This is a genomic window from Arthrobacter melezitosi (assembly GCF_054511055.1).
On the sequence record NZ_JBTNDJ010000002.1, the window covers coordinates 247,599 to 262,684 of the forward strand.

Consider the following 15,086-nt stretch of genomic DNA (forward strand, 5'->3'; position numbering starts at 1 on the left):
ACATGCCTGCATCCCTGACCCGACTCATCGGGCGGCTTCCCGCCACCGAGACACCGCTCATCCGGCGGCTTGCCATCGCATCACTGGTGTCCCAGATCGTCATCGTTGTCACCGGCGGGGCCGTGCGGCTCACGGCGTCGGGCCTGGGCTGCCCGGAGTGGCCCCGGTGCACCGCCGATTCGATCGTGAGCACCCCGGAGCTCGGCCTGCACGGGGTCATCGAGTTCGGCAACCGGCTGCTGACCTTCGTCCTGGTCGTGATCGCCGTCGCCATGCTGGTGTCCCTGCTCAACCTCCGCCGCCGGCGCCGGGACCTCTTCCGCCTCGCCGTGGCACTGTTGGCGGGGATCCCCGCCCAGGCCGTGATCGGCGGCATCACCGTGTGGACCGACCTCAATCCGTGGGTGGTCGGCTGGCATTTCCTCGTCTCGATGGCCCTCGTCTCGGTGGCCACGGTGCTGGTGAACCGCACCCGGCTGACCACCGCCCAGAGCCGGGAACGCCTGCCGCAGGCGGCACCGCGGATTGTGCGCCAGCTCCTGGCGGTGATCGCCGTCCTGACCGGGATCGTCGTCGTCCTCGGGGTGATCGTGACCGGGTCCGGGCCCCACGCCGGCGACCACGGCGCCGCCCGGAACAACCTCGACCCGGAGCTGATGACCCGAATCCACGCGGCACCGGTCTACCTCCTGGTGATGACCGTGGCGCTTGCCGTGGCACTGGCGTTCCGGTACCGGGTGGCCCCGGCCCTGCGCCGCTCGCTGGTGCTCCTCGCCGCCGTGGTGCTGGCCCAGGGTGCCCTCGGGTACGCCCAGCACTTCCTGCACCTGCCCATCGGGCTGGTGGCCCTGCACCTTCTCGGTGCCTCCCTGCTCACGGCGGCCGCGGTGCATGCCGTCTACACCGGGTATACCCGGCAGCCGGCCGGAGCGGCCGCCGGGCAGGCGCAGACGGTCAGGACACCGGTCCGCTGAGCGCCAGCGCCTCCTCCACCACGTCGACAAGGCGCGCCAATTCGCGCTGTTCGCTGCCCGGGACTGGGAGCAGCGGCAGGCGGGGATCGCCGGCGTTGATGCCGCACACCCGGGCGAGCAGGTGCAGGCCGCTGATCTTGCGGAGGTTCACCACGTGCTGCACCACCGGCGCGAGGACCCTGCGGTATTCCTCGACGACGGGCGTATCCCCCGCGGCCACGGCCCGGCGGAACCGGGCGTAGTAGGTGGGAAGCAGCGCCCCGGGGCCGGTGTGCCAGGCGTCGGCGGCCAGCTCCCCGGAGGCGATCAGCAGGTCCCCGCTCAGGCCGTGGCTGAATTCCCCGCCCGCCAGGGTCCGCAGCCGGTCATACCGCTGCCGGAAGGAGCCGACGTCCGCGGCGGTGTCCTTGAACGCCACGACCGACGGAAGCTCCAGGAGCTCCGCCACCAGCTCCAGCCCGTAGCTGAACTGGGTGGTCCGGGGATTGTTGTAGAGGCAGATCGGCAGGTCCGTCGACTCGGCCACGGTGCGGGTCTGGACGGCGACCTCCTCGGCCGTCAACGGGACGTAGGACACCGGCGACAGGATCAGGCCCGACGCTCCGGCGCGTTTGGCGGCGCGGGCGGCCGCCAGCACCTCCCGCGTGGCCACCGCGCTGATGCCCACCACCACCGGGACGGCGCCGCTGGCGGCCTCCACGGCCGTCCGTGCCACCGACTCCCGTTCGGACTGGCTGAGGAAGGCAAAACTCCCCGAGGAGCCGAGCACGGCGATGGTGTCGACCCCCGAGATGGCCAGGGACGACACCAGCGCGGCAAGCTCGGCGGCGTTCACCTCCCCGTCGGCGGTGAAGGGCGTGATGGGGTAGGCGACGAGCCCGGTGAAGGTCATGCCCCCATGCTAGCGGCGCTAGAAGACGGGGCCGCCGACAAAAGGATCGATCGCCAGGGCGAGGAAGAGCACCGAGAGGTAGCTGATGGAGCCGTGGAAGACCTTCATGGCCGAGCGGTTCTCCAGTGTGCCCCGGCGTGCCTGGGCGTGGAGCCGGTGCGTTTCACGGATGAACCAGGCGCCGGAGGCCGCCGCGGCCGCCGTGTAGACCCAGCCGGCACCGGCCGGCACCAGGAGCAGGGAACAGGCGACCGTGGCCCACGCGTACAGCACGACCTGGACCGAGACGACCCTCGCCCCGGCGATCGCGCCGAGCATCGGCACGTTCGCGGCGTTGTAGTCGTCGCTGTACTTCATCGACAGCGGCCAGTAGTGCGGAGGGGTCCAGAGGAAGATGATCAGGAACAGCACGACGGCGGGCCACTCGATCGAGTTCGTCACCGCCGCCCAGGCGATCAGGACCGGCATGCAGCCGGCGGCACCGCCCCAGATAATGTTCTGCGCGGTCCGGCGCTTGAGGATGATCGTGTACACCACGACGTAGAGGAAGATCGCCGCAATGCCGAGCCAGGCCGCCAGCGGGTTCGCGCCCCACCAGAGGATGCCGATGGCCGCGGCGCCGAGCGCCCAGGCAAAGACCAGGGCCTCACGGGGAGACACCTCACCGGTCACCAGCGGACGGTTCTCGGTGCGGTGCATCACCTTGTCGATGTCCCGGTCGATGTAGCAGTTGAAGGCGCCGGCGCTGCCGGCGGCGAACGCCCCGCCCACCATCGTGGCGAGGATCAGCCCGGGGTGCGGGAACCCGCCGTGGGCGAAGATCATCGTCGGGAGGGTCGTCACCAGCAGGAGCTCGATCACCCGGGGCTTGGTCAGGGCGACATATGCCCGGAGCTTGCGCCCGGCGCCCCCTGGGGCCCGGTGTGGTCGTGCCGGCGCAGAAACCTGCTGGGTCTTCACAAGGCAACACTTTCATTTCTTTTGGGGCAAAAGACAGCTTCATCATACCCTTTTACGCCCCGTAGAAATCGGCCGCGGCTTCCGGCCCGGAACAGCGCGCCGCCACAGGCGCCGCGGGTGACCAATCTCACCGGGCCAGGGCCTCGAAACGGGAATGAACAGCAACATCCGCGTCTTGTAGGGGAGTGAACTTCCTTTGATGCGAGGAAGGGATATGGTTGTTTTTGGAGCCCATGCGGCCCTTTTTTTCAGGGTGTCGGCATCCTTGGGAACACCTAAAAAATGCAGGATTCAACGATGAACGGCCAGTTGGCCGCGGGTGCTCTCGGGGCGCTCCGGCCTCCGGCTCCATTTGGTGCCGCAGCGCTGGCCGACCTGGACAGAGAAAGGCCCGGTTAACGTGGCACAGAAGCAAGAGCAGGAACTTGACTGGAGCGATCTGGACGATAAGGCGGTGGACACCATCCGCGTCCTCGCCGCGGATGCGGTGGAGAAGGTGGGCAACGGTCACCCGGGTACTGCAATGAGCCTGGCACCGGCCGCCTACCTGCTCTTCCAAAAGCTGATGCGCCACGACCCGACGGATCCTGAATGGACCGGCCGCGACCGGTTCGTGCTCTCCCCCGGCCATACGTCTCTCACCCTCTACATCCAGCTGTACCTGGCCGGCTACGGTCTCGAGCTCGATGACCTCAAGGCACTGCGCACCTGGGGTTCACAGACTCCGGGACACCCCGAGTACCGGCACACCAAGGGCGTCGAGATCACCACCGGCCCCCTCGGCCAGGGCCTGGCCACCTCCGTGGGCTTCGCCTTCGCCCAGCGCCGCCAGCGCGGCATGTTCGACCCCGAGGCCCCCCAGGGCGAGAGCCCCTTCGACCACACCATCTGGGTCATCGCCTCCGACGGAGACCTCCAGGAAGGCGTCACCTCCGAGGCCTCCTCCCTCGCGGGCCACCAGGAACTCGGCAACCTCGTGGTGCTCTACGACGAGAACCACATCTCCATCGAGGACGACACCGACATCGCCTTCACCGAGGACGTGCTCAAGCGCTACGAGGCATACGGCTGGCACGTCCAGCGCGTCGACTGGACGAAGACCGGCGAATACGTCGAGGACGTCGCCGAGCTGTACTCGGCACTTGTCGCCGCCAAGAACGAGACCTCGAAGCCGTCGATCATCTCCCTGCGGACCATCATCGGCTGGCCCGCCCCGAACAAGCAGAACACCGGCAAGATCCACGGCTCCGCCCTCGGCAAGGATGAGGTGGCCGCCCTGAAGCAGGCCCTCGGCTTCGACCCGGAGAAGCACTTCGAGGTCGACCCAGCGGTGCTGGAGCACGCCCGCAAGGTCGTTGAGCGCGGCGCCAGCGCCCGTGCCGAATGGGACACCTCCTTCGACGCCTGGCGCGGCGCCCACCCCGACGAGGCGAAGCTGCTCGAGCGCGTCGCGTCCCGGACCCTCCCCGAGGGCTGGGAAGAGGCCCTGCCGGAGTTCCCCGCCGGCAAGGACATGTCGACCCGCGCGGCGTCCGGCAAGGTCCTGACGGCCATCGGCCCGGTCCTTCCCGAACTGTGGGGCGGCTCGGCCGACCTCGCCGAGTCGAACAACACGACCATCGAAGGCGCCCCGTCGTTCGTGCCGGCGGGCCGGCAGACGGAAGCCTGGTCGGGCAACCCCTACGGACGGGTGCTCCACTTCGGCATCCGCGAGCATGCCGCCGCCGCGATCGTCAACGGCATCGTCATGCACAGCAGCACCCGCGCATTCTCGGGCACCTTCCTGATCTTCAGCGACTACCAGCGGCCCGCGGTGCGCCTTGGGGCCCTGATGGGCGTGCCCTCCATCTACGTGTGGACGCACGACTCCATCGGGCTCGGCGAGGACGGACCGACCCACCAGCCGGTCGAGCAGCTCTCCTCGCTGCGCGCCATTCCCGGCCTCGACGTCGTCCGCCCCGGCGACGCCAACGAGGTCGCCGTGGCCTGGCGGACGATCCTCGAGAACACCGAGAACCCCGCCGGCATCGTGCTGACGCGGCAGAACATCCCGACGTACGAGCGCGGCGACGGCGCAGCCACCGGCGACACCTTCGGCTCGGCCGAGGGAGTGGCCAAGGGTGCGTACATCCTCGCCGAGGCCCGCAACGGCAAGCCCGAGGTCATCCTGATGGCCACCGGCTCCGAGGTGCAGCTGGCCGTGCAGGCCCGCGAGACCCTCGAGGCCGAAGGCATCGCCACCCGCGTTGTTTCGGTGCCCTCGCTCGAGTGGTTCAACAGCCAGGACGAGGCGTACCGCGAGTCGGTCCTCCCCCGCAGCCTGCGCGCACGCGTCTCCGTCGAGGCAGGCGTGGCCCAGAGCTGGCAGGGCCTCCTCGGTGACGCCGGCCGGGCCGTGTCCCTGGAGCACTACGGTGCCTCCGCGGACTACAAGACCCTCTACCGGGAGTTCGGCATCACCGCGGAGGCCGTGGTGGCCGCCGCACGCGACTCGATCAGCGCCGCCGCCGGTGACCCGCTGGCCCCCAACGGGACCCCCGCGCTGCCCTCGGGGACCCGCGCCACCGAGACCGGTGACCACCAGTAACCCCGTCCCCTCCACCCCGATTTCACCGTCCGCTACCGCGGACCCAAAGGAGAATCTCATGACTTCCAACCCAACAGCCGACCTTTCAGCGGCCGGCGTCTCGATCTGGCTGGACGACCTGTCCCGCGAACGCATCAACTCCGGCGCCTTCAAGCGGCTCATCGAAGAGCTCAACGTCGTCGGTGTCACCACCAACCCGAGCATCTTCGCCGCCGCGCTGAAGAAGGGCGAATCCTACGCCTCGCAGGTCGGCGCCCTGGCCCAGGCCGGCGCAACCGTCGACCAGGCGGTCTTCGACATCACCACCCACGACGTCGCCCAGGCCTCCGACATCTTCGCCGAAGCGGCCAAGCGCACCGGCGGCTTCGACGGACGCGTCTCGATCGAGGTCGACCCCCGCCTCGCCCGCGACGCGCAGGGCACCATCGCCGAGGCCAAGCGGCTCCACGCCAAGGTCCAGCGCACCAACGTCCTGATCAAGATCCCGGCCACGGTCGAGGGGCTCGAGGCGATCTCCGAGACGATCGCCGCGGGGATCAGCGTCAACGTGACCCTGATCTTCTCGCTCGAGCGGTACCGCGAGGTCATCAACGCCTATCTGGTCGGCCTCGAGAAGGCGAAGGAGAACGGGCACGACCTGTCCAAGATCCACTCGGTCGCCTCCTTCTTTGTCTCCCGCGTCGACGCGGAGATCGACGGGCGCCTCGACGCCCTGGGCACCCCGGAGGCCAAGGCGCTCAAGGGCAAGGCGGGGCTCGCCAACGCCCGGCTCGCCTACCAGGTGTTCGAGGAGCAGTTCGCCACCGAGCGCTGGCAGGTCCTCTCCGGTGCCGGCGCCAACCCCCAGCGTCCGCTGTGGGCCTCCACCGGGGTCAAGGACCCGTCGCTTCCTGACACCCTGTACGTGACCGGCCTCGTCGCAAAGGGCGTCGTCAACACGATGCCGGAGAAGACCCTCGAGGCGACGGCCGACCACGGCGTCATCGAAGGCGACACCGTCACCGGCACCTACGAGGAGTCGAACGCCGTCCTCAACGACCTCGACGCCCTGGGCATCTCCTACAAGGAGGTCGTCGAGCAGCTCGAGACCGAAGGCCTCGACAAGTTCGTCGTCAGCTGGTCCGAACTGCTCGAGACCGTCCAGACCGCCCTCGACACCGAAGGACGTTGATCCCCATGGGTTCCTTCGAGCTCGCAGCCTCGGGCGCGGCCGCGGCCGCCATCGAGGCATCCCTTCCCACCCTCGTCGAGGACAAGGTCGCCTCCCGGCTCATGGCCAAGGACGCCACCCTGTGGGGCCCCGACGCCGAGCCGGAGGCCTCGATCCGCCTTGGCTGGATCGACCTGTTCGACGAGTCGCGCGCGCTGATCCCCGAAATCAACCGGCTCCGGGAGGACCTGGCGGCCGAGGGGGTGACCCGCTTCGTGCTCGCCGGCATGGGCGGCTCATCCCTGGCCCCCGAGGTCATCACCCGCACGGCGGGGGTCGACCTCGTGGTCCTCGACTCGACCGACCCCGACCAGGTCAGCTCCGCCCTCGCGGAGCGCGTCGCCGAGACGGCGATCGTCGTGTCCTCCAAGTCCGGGTCCACCGTGGAGACCGACTCGCAGCGCCGGGCCTTCGAGAAGGCGTTCACCGACGCCGGGATCGACGCGAAGTCCCGCATTATCATCGTCACGGATCCCGGGTCGCCGCTTGACGGCTCGGCGCGGGAGGCCGGCTACCGCCAGGTCTTCAACGCCAACCCGCAGGTGGGCGGGCGCTACTCGGCGCTGACCGCGTTCGGCCTGGTTCCCTCCGGCCTGGCCGGCGCCGACATCGAGGCCCTCGTGGCCGACGCGGAGGAGATCTCCGAGTTCCTCGCGGAGGACGGCCCCGACAACGCCGGCCTCCGCCTGGGCGCCGTGCTCGGCGGGACCAAGCCGCTGCGTGACAAGATCGTCTTCGCCGACGGCGACTCCGGCCTCCCGGGCTTCGCCGACTGGGTGGAGCAGCTCATCGCGGAGTCGACGGGGAAGCTCGGCACGGGCCTGCTGCCCGTCGTCGCCTCTACCGACGCCCCGGAACTCGCCACCGTGGCCGACGACGTCGTTCCGGTCGTCCTGGCCGGTCCCGACGCCGCGGCGGCCGCGGACGGTCAGACCCGCGCCGTGGTCAGCGGCTCGCTGGGAAGCCAGATGTTCGTCTGGGAGTTCGCGACCGCCGTCGCGGGCCGGCTGCTGGGGATCAACCCCTTCGACCAGCCCGACGTCGAGGCGGCCAAGAAGGCCGCCCGCGGCCTGCTGGACGCCCAGCCCGCCCCGGCTCCGGCGAACTTCGTCGACGGCGCCATCGAGGTGCGCGGCGACGCGGCACTGCTCGGCGGCGCCACCACCGTCGGAGATGCCCTGCAGGCGCTGCTGGGCACGCTGGGCCCGACCGGGTACCTCTCGGTTCAGGCTTACCTCGACCGGCACGCCCAGGCACCGCTTGAGGCGCTGCGCAGCCCGCTGGCGGCGGTGACCGGCCGGCCGGTCACCTTCGGGTGGGGTCCGCGCTTCCTGCACTCGACCGGCCAGTTCCACAAGGGCGGGCCCGCCTCGGGCGTGTACCTGCAGCTCACCGGTGCGGCGGGGTCGGACCTGGAGATCCCGGGACTGCCCTTCACGTTCGGGGAACTCATCTCGGCCCAGGCGGCCGGGGACGCACAGGTGCTCGAGACCCACGGCCGCCCCGTGGTCCGCCTGCACCTTACCGACCGCGCAGCAGGGCTGAGCCAGCTCAGCAGCGTTATCGATTTCCTGGCCGGTGCCGGCAGGGAATCCCGGCAGAACGGCTGATAATGCACGAGACCCCTTCCCCCAGACAGGCAAATCCCCTGCGGGACACCCGCGACCGGCGCCTCAGCCGGATCGCGGGGCCGTCGTCACTGGTGCTCTTCGGAGTCACCGGCGACCTCGCCCGCAAGAAGTTGATGCCGGCCGTGTACGACCTGGCCAACCGCGGCCTGCTTCCGCCCAGCTTCGCGCTCATCGGCTTCGGCCGCCGCGACTGGACCAACGAGCAGTTCGCCGAAGAGGTGAGGAATTCGGTCAAGCAGTATTCCCGCACGCCGTTCAACGACACGGTGTGGGAGCAGCTTGAGGCCGGAATCCGCTTCGTCCAGGGCAACTTCGACGACGACGCCGCCTACGGGCGGCTCCAGGAGTCCCTCAGCGAGCTCGACGAGACCCGGGGAACGCGGGGAAATTCCGCGTTCTACCTGTCGATCCCGCCGAAGGCCTTCGAGATCGTGTGCCAGAAGCTGTCCGAGCACGGGCTCGCCGAGCCGCGCGACGGCCAGTGGCGCCGCGTCGTCATCGAGAAGCCCTTCGGGCACAACCTCGAGTCGGCGCGCGAACTCAACAACATCGTCGAGCAGGTCTTCCCGCCCGACGCCGTGTTCCGCATCGACCACTACCTTGGCAAGGAGACGGTCCAGAACATCCTGGCCCTGCGCTTCGCCAACCAGCTGTTCGAACCCCTGTGGAACGCGAACTATGTCGACCACGTACAGATCACCATGGCCGAGGACATCGGCATCGGGGGGCGCGCCGGGTACTACGACGGTGTGGGCGCGGCCCGCGACGTCATTCAGAACCACCTCCTGCAGCTGCTGGCCCTGACCGCCATGGAGGAGCCCATCTCCTTCAATGCCGAGGACCTGCGTGCCGAGAAGGAGAAGGTGCTCGCCGCCGTGCGGCTTCCCGAGGACCTGACCTCCTACTCGGCCCGCGGCCAGTACGACGGCGGCTGGCAGGGCGGCGAGGAGGTCAAGGGCTTCCTCGACGAGGACGGCATCCCGGCCGATTCGACGACGGAGAGCTTCGCCGCGATCCGCCTCGACATCAACACCCGCCGGTGGAGCGGTGTGCCGTTTTACCTGCGGGCGGGCAAGCGCCTGGGCCGGCGCGTCACGGAGATCGCGGTGGTGTTCAAGCGCGCCCCGAACCTGCTCTTCCTGGACCACAACGAGGAGGACTTCGGCCAGAACGCCGTGGTCATCCGCGTCCAGCCCGACGAGGGGGCGACGATCCGGTTCGGGTCGAAGGTCCCGGGCACGCAGATGGAAGTGCGTGACGTCACGATGGACTTCGGGTACGGCCACTCCTTCACGGAGTCGAGCCCGGAGGCCTACGAACGGCTCATCCTCGATGTGTTGCTCGGGGAGCCTCCGCTGTTCCCCCGCCAGCAGGAGGTCGAGCTGTCCTGGCAGATCCTCGATCCCTTCGAAAAGTTCTGGGCCTCGCTGAATGAGCAGCCCGAAAAGTACAGGCCGGGCAGCTGGGGTCCCTCCTCCGCGGATGAGCTGCTCGCCGTCGATGGCAGAAGCTGGAGAAGGCCATGATCGTAGATCTTCCGAACACCACAACCTCGAAGGTCTCCAAGGAGCTCATGAGCATGCGGGACCGGGGCGGCGTCGTCGCCCTGGGCCGGGTGCTGACCCTCGTGGTCATCACCCGCGCGGGCGCCGAGGAGGAAGCGATCCGGGCGGCGAACGAGGCGAGCCGGGAGCATCCCTGCCGCATCATCGTCCTGGCCGAGGGATCCCCCGACGATCCGACCCGGCTGGACGCCCAGATCCGGGTGGGCGGTGACGCCGGCGCCTCCGAGGTGATCGTGCTGCGCGGCTCCGGGAACCTCGCGAACGAGAACGAGTCCCTCGTCTCGGCGCTGCTGCTGCCCGATGCCCCGATCGTCGCCTGGTGGTCGCACCGGATGCCGGCGTCGGCCGCGCAGACCTCGATCGGTGCCATCGCGCACCGCCGGATCACCGACTCATCCAATGAGCAGGATCCGGCCGCGGCGTTGTTCAACCTGCAGAAGACCTATTCGGCAGGAGACACCGACCTCGCGTGGACCCGGCTGACGAACTGGCGCATCCAGCTCGCGGCCGTCCTGGACCAGGCCGAGCCCTCGCCGATCACCGAGGTGACCGTCGAGGGTGCCGCCGATTCCCCCAGCACGGTGCTCCTGGCGGCCTGGTTGGCGCTGGCCCTCGATGCGCCGGTGACGATCGCCGCCGGCCCCGTAGGAACGGGCATCCAGCGGGTTCGGCTCTCGCGGGCGAACGGGGACATCGAGCTGCACCGGCCCGACCGGAACGTGGCGGAGCTGCACCAGCCGGACCAGCCGGTCCAGCGCATCTCGCTGCCGCGCCGCAGCCTTGAGGAGTGCCTCGCCGAGGAACTTCGACGACTTGACCCGGACGACGTTTTCGGGGAAGTTATCACCGAAGGCCTTGCCAGGACGAACCTAAGGAGCGTACAAACCAGTGAACGCTGAGCCAAAGATCAGTATCCACCCCGGCCCCACCCTGCTCGCCGCTTCGGTGGCGTCCCGCTTGATCACCCGCCTCGTCGATGTGCAGAACGAGCGCGGGTCGGCCACGGTGGTGCTGACCGGAGGCTCCATCGGCACGGCCGCCCTGAAGGCCGTCCGGGAATCCCCCACCTGCAGGACTGTCGACTGGTCGAACGTCCACTTCTGGTGGGGCGATGAGCGGTTCCTGCCCAGCGGGCACCCGGACCGCAATGCCGTGCAGGCGCGCGAGGCGCTGCTGGACCACCTCGGGGTCGATCCGGCGAAGGTCCACGAGTTCGGCTCAAGCGACGACTTCGCCGACCAGGACGCCGCGGCCGCGGACTACGCGGCACGGCTGCAGGAAGCGGCCGATGCGGAGGGAACCGGGGGCTCGGCCGATCCCCGGCTCCCCCGGTTCGACGTGCTCATGCTCGGCGTCGGCCCCGACGCCCATGTCGCCTCGCTCTTCCCGGAGTTGGCGGGCATCCGCACGAAGGGCTCAACAGTGGTGGGCGTCGCGGACGCCCCCAAGCCCCCGCCCGAGCGGATCTCCCTGACGCTGGAAAGCATCAATTCGGCGGAGGAGGTCTGGTTGGCGGTGGCCGGCGAGGACAAGGCGGGAGCGGTGGGCCTGGCCCTTGCCGGTGCCGGCTCTGTCCAGGTGCCGGCCGCCGGGGCGCGCGGCCGGAACCGGACGCTCTGGCTGATCGACCAGGAGGCCGCCGTGCAGCTTCCCGGCCGCCTCATCAACCGCGAGGACGCAGAACAGTGATCGAGCCGGGGGTGCGGTAGCGCACCCCCGGCCCACCAAAAAGGCCCCGCCGCTTCCAGGCTTGGAAGCGGCGGGGCCTTTTGTGCGCCGGTCAGGGTTCGAGGAACCGCTGGATGAGTCCGAGTGCGATGATCACGGTGCCCCACGCCAGGCCCAACGCCACGGTGAAGCGGTTCAGGTTGCGCTCGGCAACTCCGGAGGAGCCCATGCTCGAGGACATGCCGCCGCCGAACATATCGGACATGCCGCCGCCGCGGCCCTTATGCAGCAGGATCAGCAGCGTCAGGAGCAGGCTGGTGATGCCCAGCAGTACGAGCAGGATGATTCGGAGAATTTCCACGGGGCCCTTTCAAGGCTGAGAGCCCGCCGCGAGGCGGGGGTGCGCTTCGAACTAGCCTGTCACCAGGTGCTGTTCGAACCTGACAATACTAGCAAACTCCGACACATCGAGGCTCGCCCCACCGACGAGCACGCCGTCGACGTCGCGCTCCTTCAGGATCGTCCCAGCGTTGGCGGCCTTGACCGATCCGCCGTAGAGCAGGCGGACCTTCCCGGCCGTGCCGCCGTCGAAGAGTTCGGTGAGTTCCGCGCGGATCGCCGCGCACATCTCCTGGGCGTCCTGCGGCCCGGCGACCTCGCCGGTGCCGATCGCCCACACGGGCTCGTAGGCGACGACGAGGCGGGCGGCCTTCTCGGCGTCGAGGCCGGCGACGCCCCTGCGGAGCTGTTCGAGGGTGTGTTCGACGTGGGTGCCGGCCTGGCGGATCTCGAGGCCCTCGCCGACGCAGAGCACCGGAACGAGGTCGTGGCGGTACGCCGCGTGCACCTTGGCGTTGAGCACCCCGTCGGTTTCGGCGTGGATCGTGCGGCGCTCGGAATGGCCCACCAGCACGTAGGTGCAGCCGAGGCGGTTCAGGAACTGCCCGGAGATGTCGCCGGTGTAGGCGCCGGAGTCGTGCGGCGACAGGTCCTGCCCGCCGTAGACGACGGCGAGGTCGTCGCCCTTGACGAGGGTCTGCACCCCGCGCAGGTCGGTGAACGGCGGGAACACCGACACCTCGACCCGGCCGAAGTCGTGGTTGGCGTCGTCGAGGGTCCAGGCGAGCTTCTGCAGGAACGTGATCGCCTGGACGTGGTCCAGGTTCATCTTCCAGTTCCCTGCGATCAGGGGGCGCCGGTCGAACACGCCGTTCGTCGAGGTGGTCATAGCGAACTCTCTTTCAGTCGTCGGGAGCCGCAGGACCCGCCCGGTGCGGGCGGGTCCTGCGGCGTGGATGTTCCTGGCCGGTTGCCTCAGGCGCGCTCGAGCGCCGTCAGGCCGGGAAGCTCCTTGCCCTCGAGGTACTCAAGGCTGGCCCCGCCTCCGGTGGAGATGTGGCCGAACTGGGTGTCCTCGAAGCCGAGCCCCCGGACCGCGGCGGCGGAGTCGCCCCCGCCCACCACCGTCAGGGCGCCGTTGCGCTGCGCCTCGGCAAGGGCCTGCGCAACCACGCGGGTCCCCTCGGCGAAGGCCTCGAACTCGAACACGCCCATGGGGCCGTTCCAGAACACGGTCCTCGCCTGCGCGATGTGCGCCGCGAAATCGGAGCCGGTGGCCGGTCCGATGTCGAGGCCGATCCCGTCGGCGCCGTAGGGGCCGGACTCGATCGCATCGGCCGCCAGCACACTGGAGCCGGCGTCGGGCGCGAACTTCTCGGCGACCACGATGTCCGTCGGGAAGACGAACTCGGTGCCCGCCTCCTCCGCCCGGGCGAGGTAGCCGCGCACATTATCCAGCTGGTCGGGCTCGAGCAGGCAGGCCCCCACCTTGTGCCCCTGGGCGGCGAGGAACGTGAAGACCATTCCCCCGCCGATCAGGAGCCGGTCGGCCCTGCCCAGGAGGTTCTCGATGACCGCCAACTTGTCGGAGACCTTCGATCCGCCCAGGACGACCACGAAGGGCCGCTCGGGGTCGGTGGTCAGCCGCTGGAGCACCTCGACCTCCGCCTTCACCAGGTCGCCCTGGTAGGAGGGAAGGACCGCGGCGAGGTCGTACACGCTTGCGTGCTTGCGGTGCACGGCTCCGAAAGCGTCGTTGACGTACGCCCCCGAGCCGCCGGTCAGCCCGGCGAGCTCGCCGGCGAAGGCGGCACGTTCGGCGTCGTCCTTGCTGGTCTCGCGCGGGTCGAACCGCACGTTCTCGAGCACCAGGACCTCGCCGTCCTTCAGGGACTCCGCGGCAGCCCGCGCCTGCTCCCCGGCCGTGTCCCCTGCCAGCGTCACGGAGAAGTCCGCGAGCTCGGCAAGGCGGTCAACGGCGGGGCGGAGCGAGTACTTCGCCTCCGGCGCACCCTTGGGGCGCCCAAGGTGGGCCATCACGATGACGGCGGCCCCGGCTTCGCTGAGCTTGCGCAGCACGGGAAGCGACGCACGGATGCGCCCGTCGTCGGTGACCCGCTGGGAGTCGTCAAGGGGTACGTTGAGGTCCGAGCGGACCAGGATCCGCCGTCCACGGACCCCTTCCGCCAGGAGATCGTCGATCGATGCGTAGCTCACGGGCGGGCCGTCAGGAGAGCTTCGAGGCGACGATTTCGGTGAGGTCGACCAGGCGGTTGGAGTAGCCCCACTCGTTGTCGTACCAGGACACGACCTTGACCTGGTTGCCGAGAACCTTGGTCAGGCCCGAGTCGAAGATCGAGGAGGCCGGATCGCCCACGATGTCCGAGGACACGATGGGATCCTCGGTGTAGGTGAGGTAGCCCTTCAGCGGCCCTTCAGCGGCGGCCTTGTAGGCTGCGTTGACCTCGTCGACGGTGACCTCGCGGCCGACCGTGACGGTCAGGTCCGTGGCCGACCCGGTGGGGACCGGGACGCGGATGGCGTACCCGTCGAGCTTGCCCTTGAGCTCGGGCAGGACCAGTCCGATGGCCTTGGCGGCGCCGGTGGAGGTGGGCACCATGTTGACGGCGGCGGCGCGGGCGCGGCGCAGGTCCTTGTGCGGGCCGTCCTGCAGGTTCTGGTCGGCCGTGTAGGCGTGGACCGTGGTCATCAGGCCGCGTTCGATGCCGAAGGAGTCCTGCAGGACCTTCGCCAGCGGGCCGAGGCAGTTGGTGGTGCACGAGGCGTTGGAGATGATGTGGTGGTTGGCCGGGTCGTAGTCCCCGTCGTTGACGCCCAGGACCACCGTGAGGTCCTCGCCGGAGGCCGGCGCCGAGATCAGGACCTTCTTCGCACCGGCGTCGATGTGCTTCTGCGCGTCGGCGGCCTTGGTGAAGAACCCGGTGGACTCGACGACGATGTCCGCGCCCAGTTCGGCCCAGGGCAGGTTCGCCGGGTCGCGCTCGGCCAGGACGCGGATGCGCTTGCCGTCGACCACGAGGTCGCCGCCGTCGACCTCGACGCTGACGCCCAGGCGCCCGGCAACGGAGTCGTACTTGAGCAGGTGGGCCAGGGTTTCGGGGCTGGTGAGGTCATTGACGGCCACGATCTCCAGGTCCGCGCCCTGAGCGAGCACCGCCCTGAAGTAGTTACGGCCGATCCGGCCAAAGCCGTTGATTCCAATTCGCGTAGTCACTGGTTTCCATCTCCTTTATAAGTGG

Annotated in this window: 13 protein-coding genes; 7 read left to right on the forward strand and 6 right to left on the reverse strand. The window is 69.4% G+C overall.

The window, feature by feature from the left end; genetic code table 11:
* The first annotated feature begins 2 nt into the window (after positions 1-2).
* Positions 3-974: a COX15/CtaA family protein gene (locus ACX80W_RS03925; RefSeq protein WP_459280621.1), complete on the forward strand. Its 972-nt coding sequence runs from the start codon at positions 3-5 to the stop codon at positions 972-974.
* Here the strand turns inward: ACX80W_RS03925 and ACX80W_RS03930 are convergent.
* Entirely contained in the window at positions 955-1,866 is a 912-nt protein-coding gene (locus ACX80W_RS03930; protein WP_459280622.1) for a dihydrodipicolinate synthase family protein, read from the reverse strand. The two genes, ACX80W_RS03925 and ACX80W_RS03930, sit on opposite strands and share 20 nt — an antisense overlap.
* An 18-nt stretch (positions 1,867-1,884) precedes the next feature.
* Positions 1,885-2,826 (reverse strand): heme o synthase, encoded by a 942-nt coding sequence (locus ACX80W_RS03935; RefSeq protein ID WP_459280624.1) that lies wholly within the window; start codon positions 2,824-2,826, stop codon positions 1,885-1,887.
* A gap of 400 nt (positions 2,827-3,226) precedes the next feature.
* Here ACX80W_RS03935 and tkt point away from each other — a divergent pair, with 400 nt between their 5' ends.
* Genes tkt through pgl form a run of 6 tightly spaced genes read left to right on the forward strand, consistent with a single transcriptional unit; the run spans position 3,227 to position 11,508 of the window.
* Positions 3,227-5,413: a transketolase gene (gene tkt / locus ACX80W_RS03940; protein WP_459280627.1), complete on the forward strand. Its 2,187-nt coding sequence runs from the start codon at positions 3,227-3,229 to the stop codon at positions 5,411-5,413.
* Between the two features lie 58 nt (positions 5,414-5,471).
* Positions 5,472-6,584: a transaldolase gene (gene tal / locus ACX80W_RS03945; RefSeq protein ID WP_459280628.1), complete on the forward strand. Its 1,113-nt coding sequence runs from the start codon at positions 5,472-5,474 to the stop codon at positions 6,582-6,584.
* 5 nt (positions 6,585-6,589) lie between these two features.
* Positions 6,590-8,233, forward strand: a complete 1,644-nt coding sequence (locus ACX80W_RS03950) for a phosphoglucose isomerase-related protein (RefSeq protein WP_459280630.1) — start codon at positions 6,590-6,592, stop codon at positions 8,231-8,233.
* A 2-nt stretch (positions 8,234-8,235) separates the two neighbouring features.
* Positions 8,236-9,780, forward strand: a complete 1,545-nt coding sequence (zwf, locus tag ACX80W_RS03955; RefSeq protein ID WP_459280632.1) for a glucose-6-phosphate dehydrogenase — start codon at positions 8,236-8,238, stop codon at positions 9,778-9,780.
* Entirely contained in the window at positions 9,777-10,718 is a 942-nt protein-coding gene (locus tag ACX80W_RS03960) for a glucose-6-phosphate dehydrogenase assembly protein OpcA (protein WP_459280634.1), read from the forward strand. The genes zwf and ACX80W_RS03960 overlap by 4 nt, the downstream gene beginning before the upstream one ends.
* Positions 10,708-11,508 carry a 6-phosphogluconolactonase gene (gene pgl / locus ACX80W_RS03965; protein ID WP_459280636.1) on the forward strand — a complete coding sequence of 267 codons (801 nt, stop codon included), beginning with the start codon at positions 10,708-10,710 and terminating at the stop codon, positions 11,506-11,508. Before ACX80W_RS03960 ends, pgl begins: the two co-directional genes overlap by 11 nt.
* A 91-nt stretch (positions 11,509-11,599) precedes the next feature.
* On the opposite strand, the gene secG is transcribed toward pgl, so the two are convergent.
* From secG to gap, 4 genes are all read right to left on the reverse strand, one after another.
* Positions 11,600-11,848 carry a preprotein translocase subunit SecG gene (secG, locus tag ACX80W_RS03970; RefSeq protein ID WP_120168227.1) on the reverse strand — a complete coding sequence of 83 codons (249 nt, stop codon included), beginning with the start codon at positions 11,846-11,848 and terminating at the stop codon, positions 11,600-11,602.
* Between the two features lie 51 nt (positions 11,849-11,899).
* Positions 11,900-12,715 (reverse strand): triose-phosphate isomerase, encoded by an 816-nt coding sequence (tpiA, locus tag ACX80W_RS03975; RefSeq protein ID WP_459280638.1) that lies wholly within the window; start codon positions 12,713-12,715, stop codon positions 11,900-11,902.
* An 86-nt stretch (positions 12,716-12,801) separates the two neighbouring features.
* Positions 12,802-14,043 carry a phosphoglycerate kinase gene (locus tag ACX80W_RS03980; RefSeq protein ID WP_459280640.1) on the reverse strand — a complete coding sequence of 414 codons (1,242 nt, stop codon included), beginning with the start codon at positions 14,041-14,043 and terminating at the stop codon, positions 12,802-12,804.
* Positions 14,044-14,053: 10 nt separating this feature from the next.
* Complete coding sequence (gene gap, locus ACX80W_RS03985) at positions 14,054-15,061, reverse strand: type I glyceraldehyde-3-phosphate dehydrogenase (protein WP_459280642.1); 1,008 nt, start codon at positions 15,059-15,061, stop codon at positions 14,054-14,056.
* Between the last annotated feature and the right edge of the window lie 25 nt (positions 15,062-15,086).

Coding starts and splice junctions, on each gene's coding strand:
- tal (WP_459280628.1), top strand. CDS start 5,472: ATGACTTCCAACCCAACAGCCGACCTTTCAGCGGCCGGCGTCTCGATC.
- zwf (WP_459280632.1), top strand. CDS start 8,236: ATGCACGAGACCCCTTCCCCCAGACAGGCAAATCCCCTGCGGGACACC.
- ACX80W_RS03960 (WP_459280634.1), top strand. CDS start 9,777: ATGATCGTAGATCTTCCGAACACCACAACCTCGAAGGTCTCCAAGGAG.
- ACX80W_RS03950 (WP_459280630.1), top strand. CDS start 6,590: ATGGGTTCCTTCGAGCTCGCAGCCTCGGGCGCGGCCGCGGCCGCCATC.
- tpiA (WP_459280638.1), bottom strand. CDS start 12,715: ATGACCACCTCGACGAACGGCGTGTTCGACCGGCGCCCCCTGATCGCA.
- ACX80W_RS03925 (WP_459280621.1), top strand. CDS start 3: ATGCCTGCATCCCTGACCCGACTCATCGGGCGGCTTCCCGCCACCGAG.
- ACX80W_RS03930 (WP_459280622.1), bottom strand. CDS start 1,866: ATGACCTTCACCGGGCTCGTCGCCTACCCCATCACGCCCTTCACCGCC.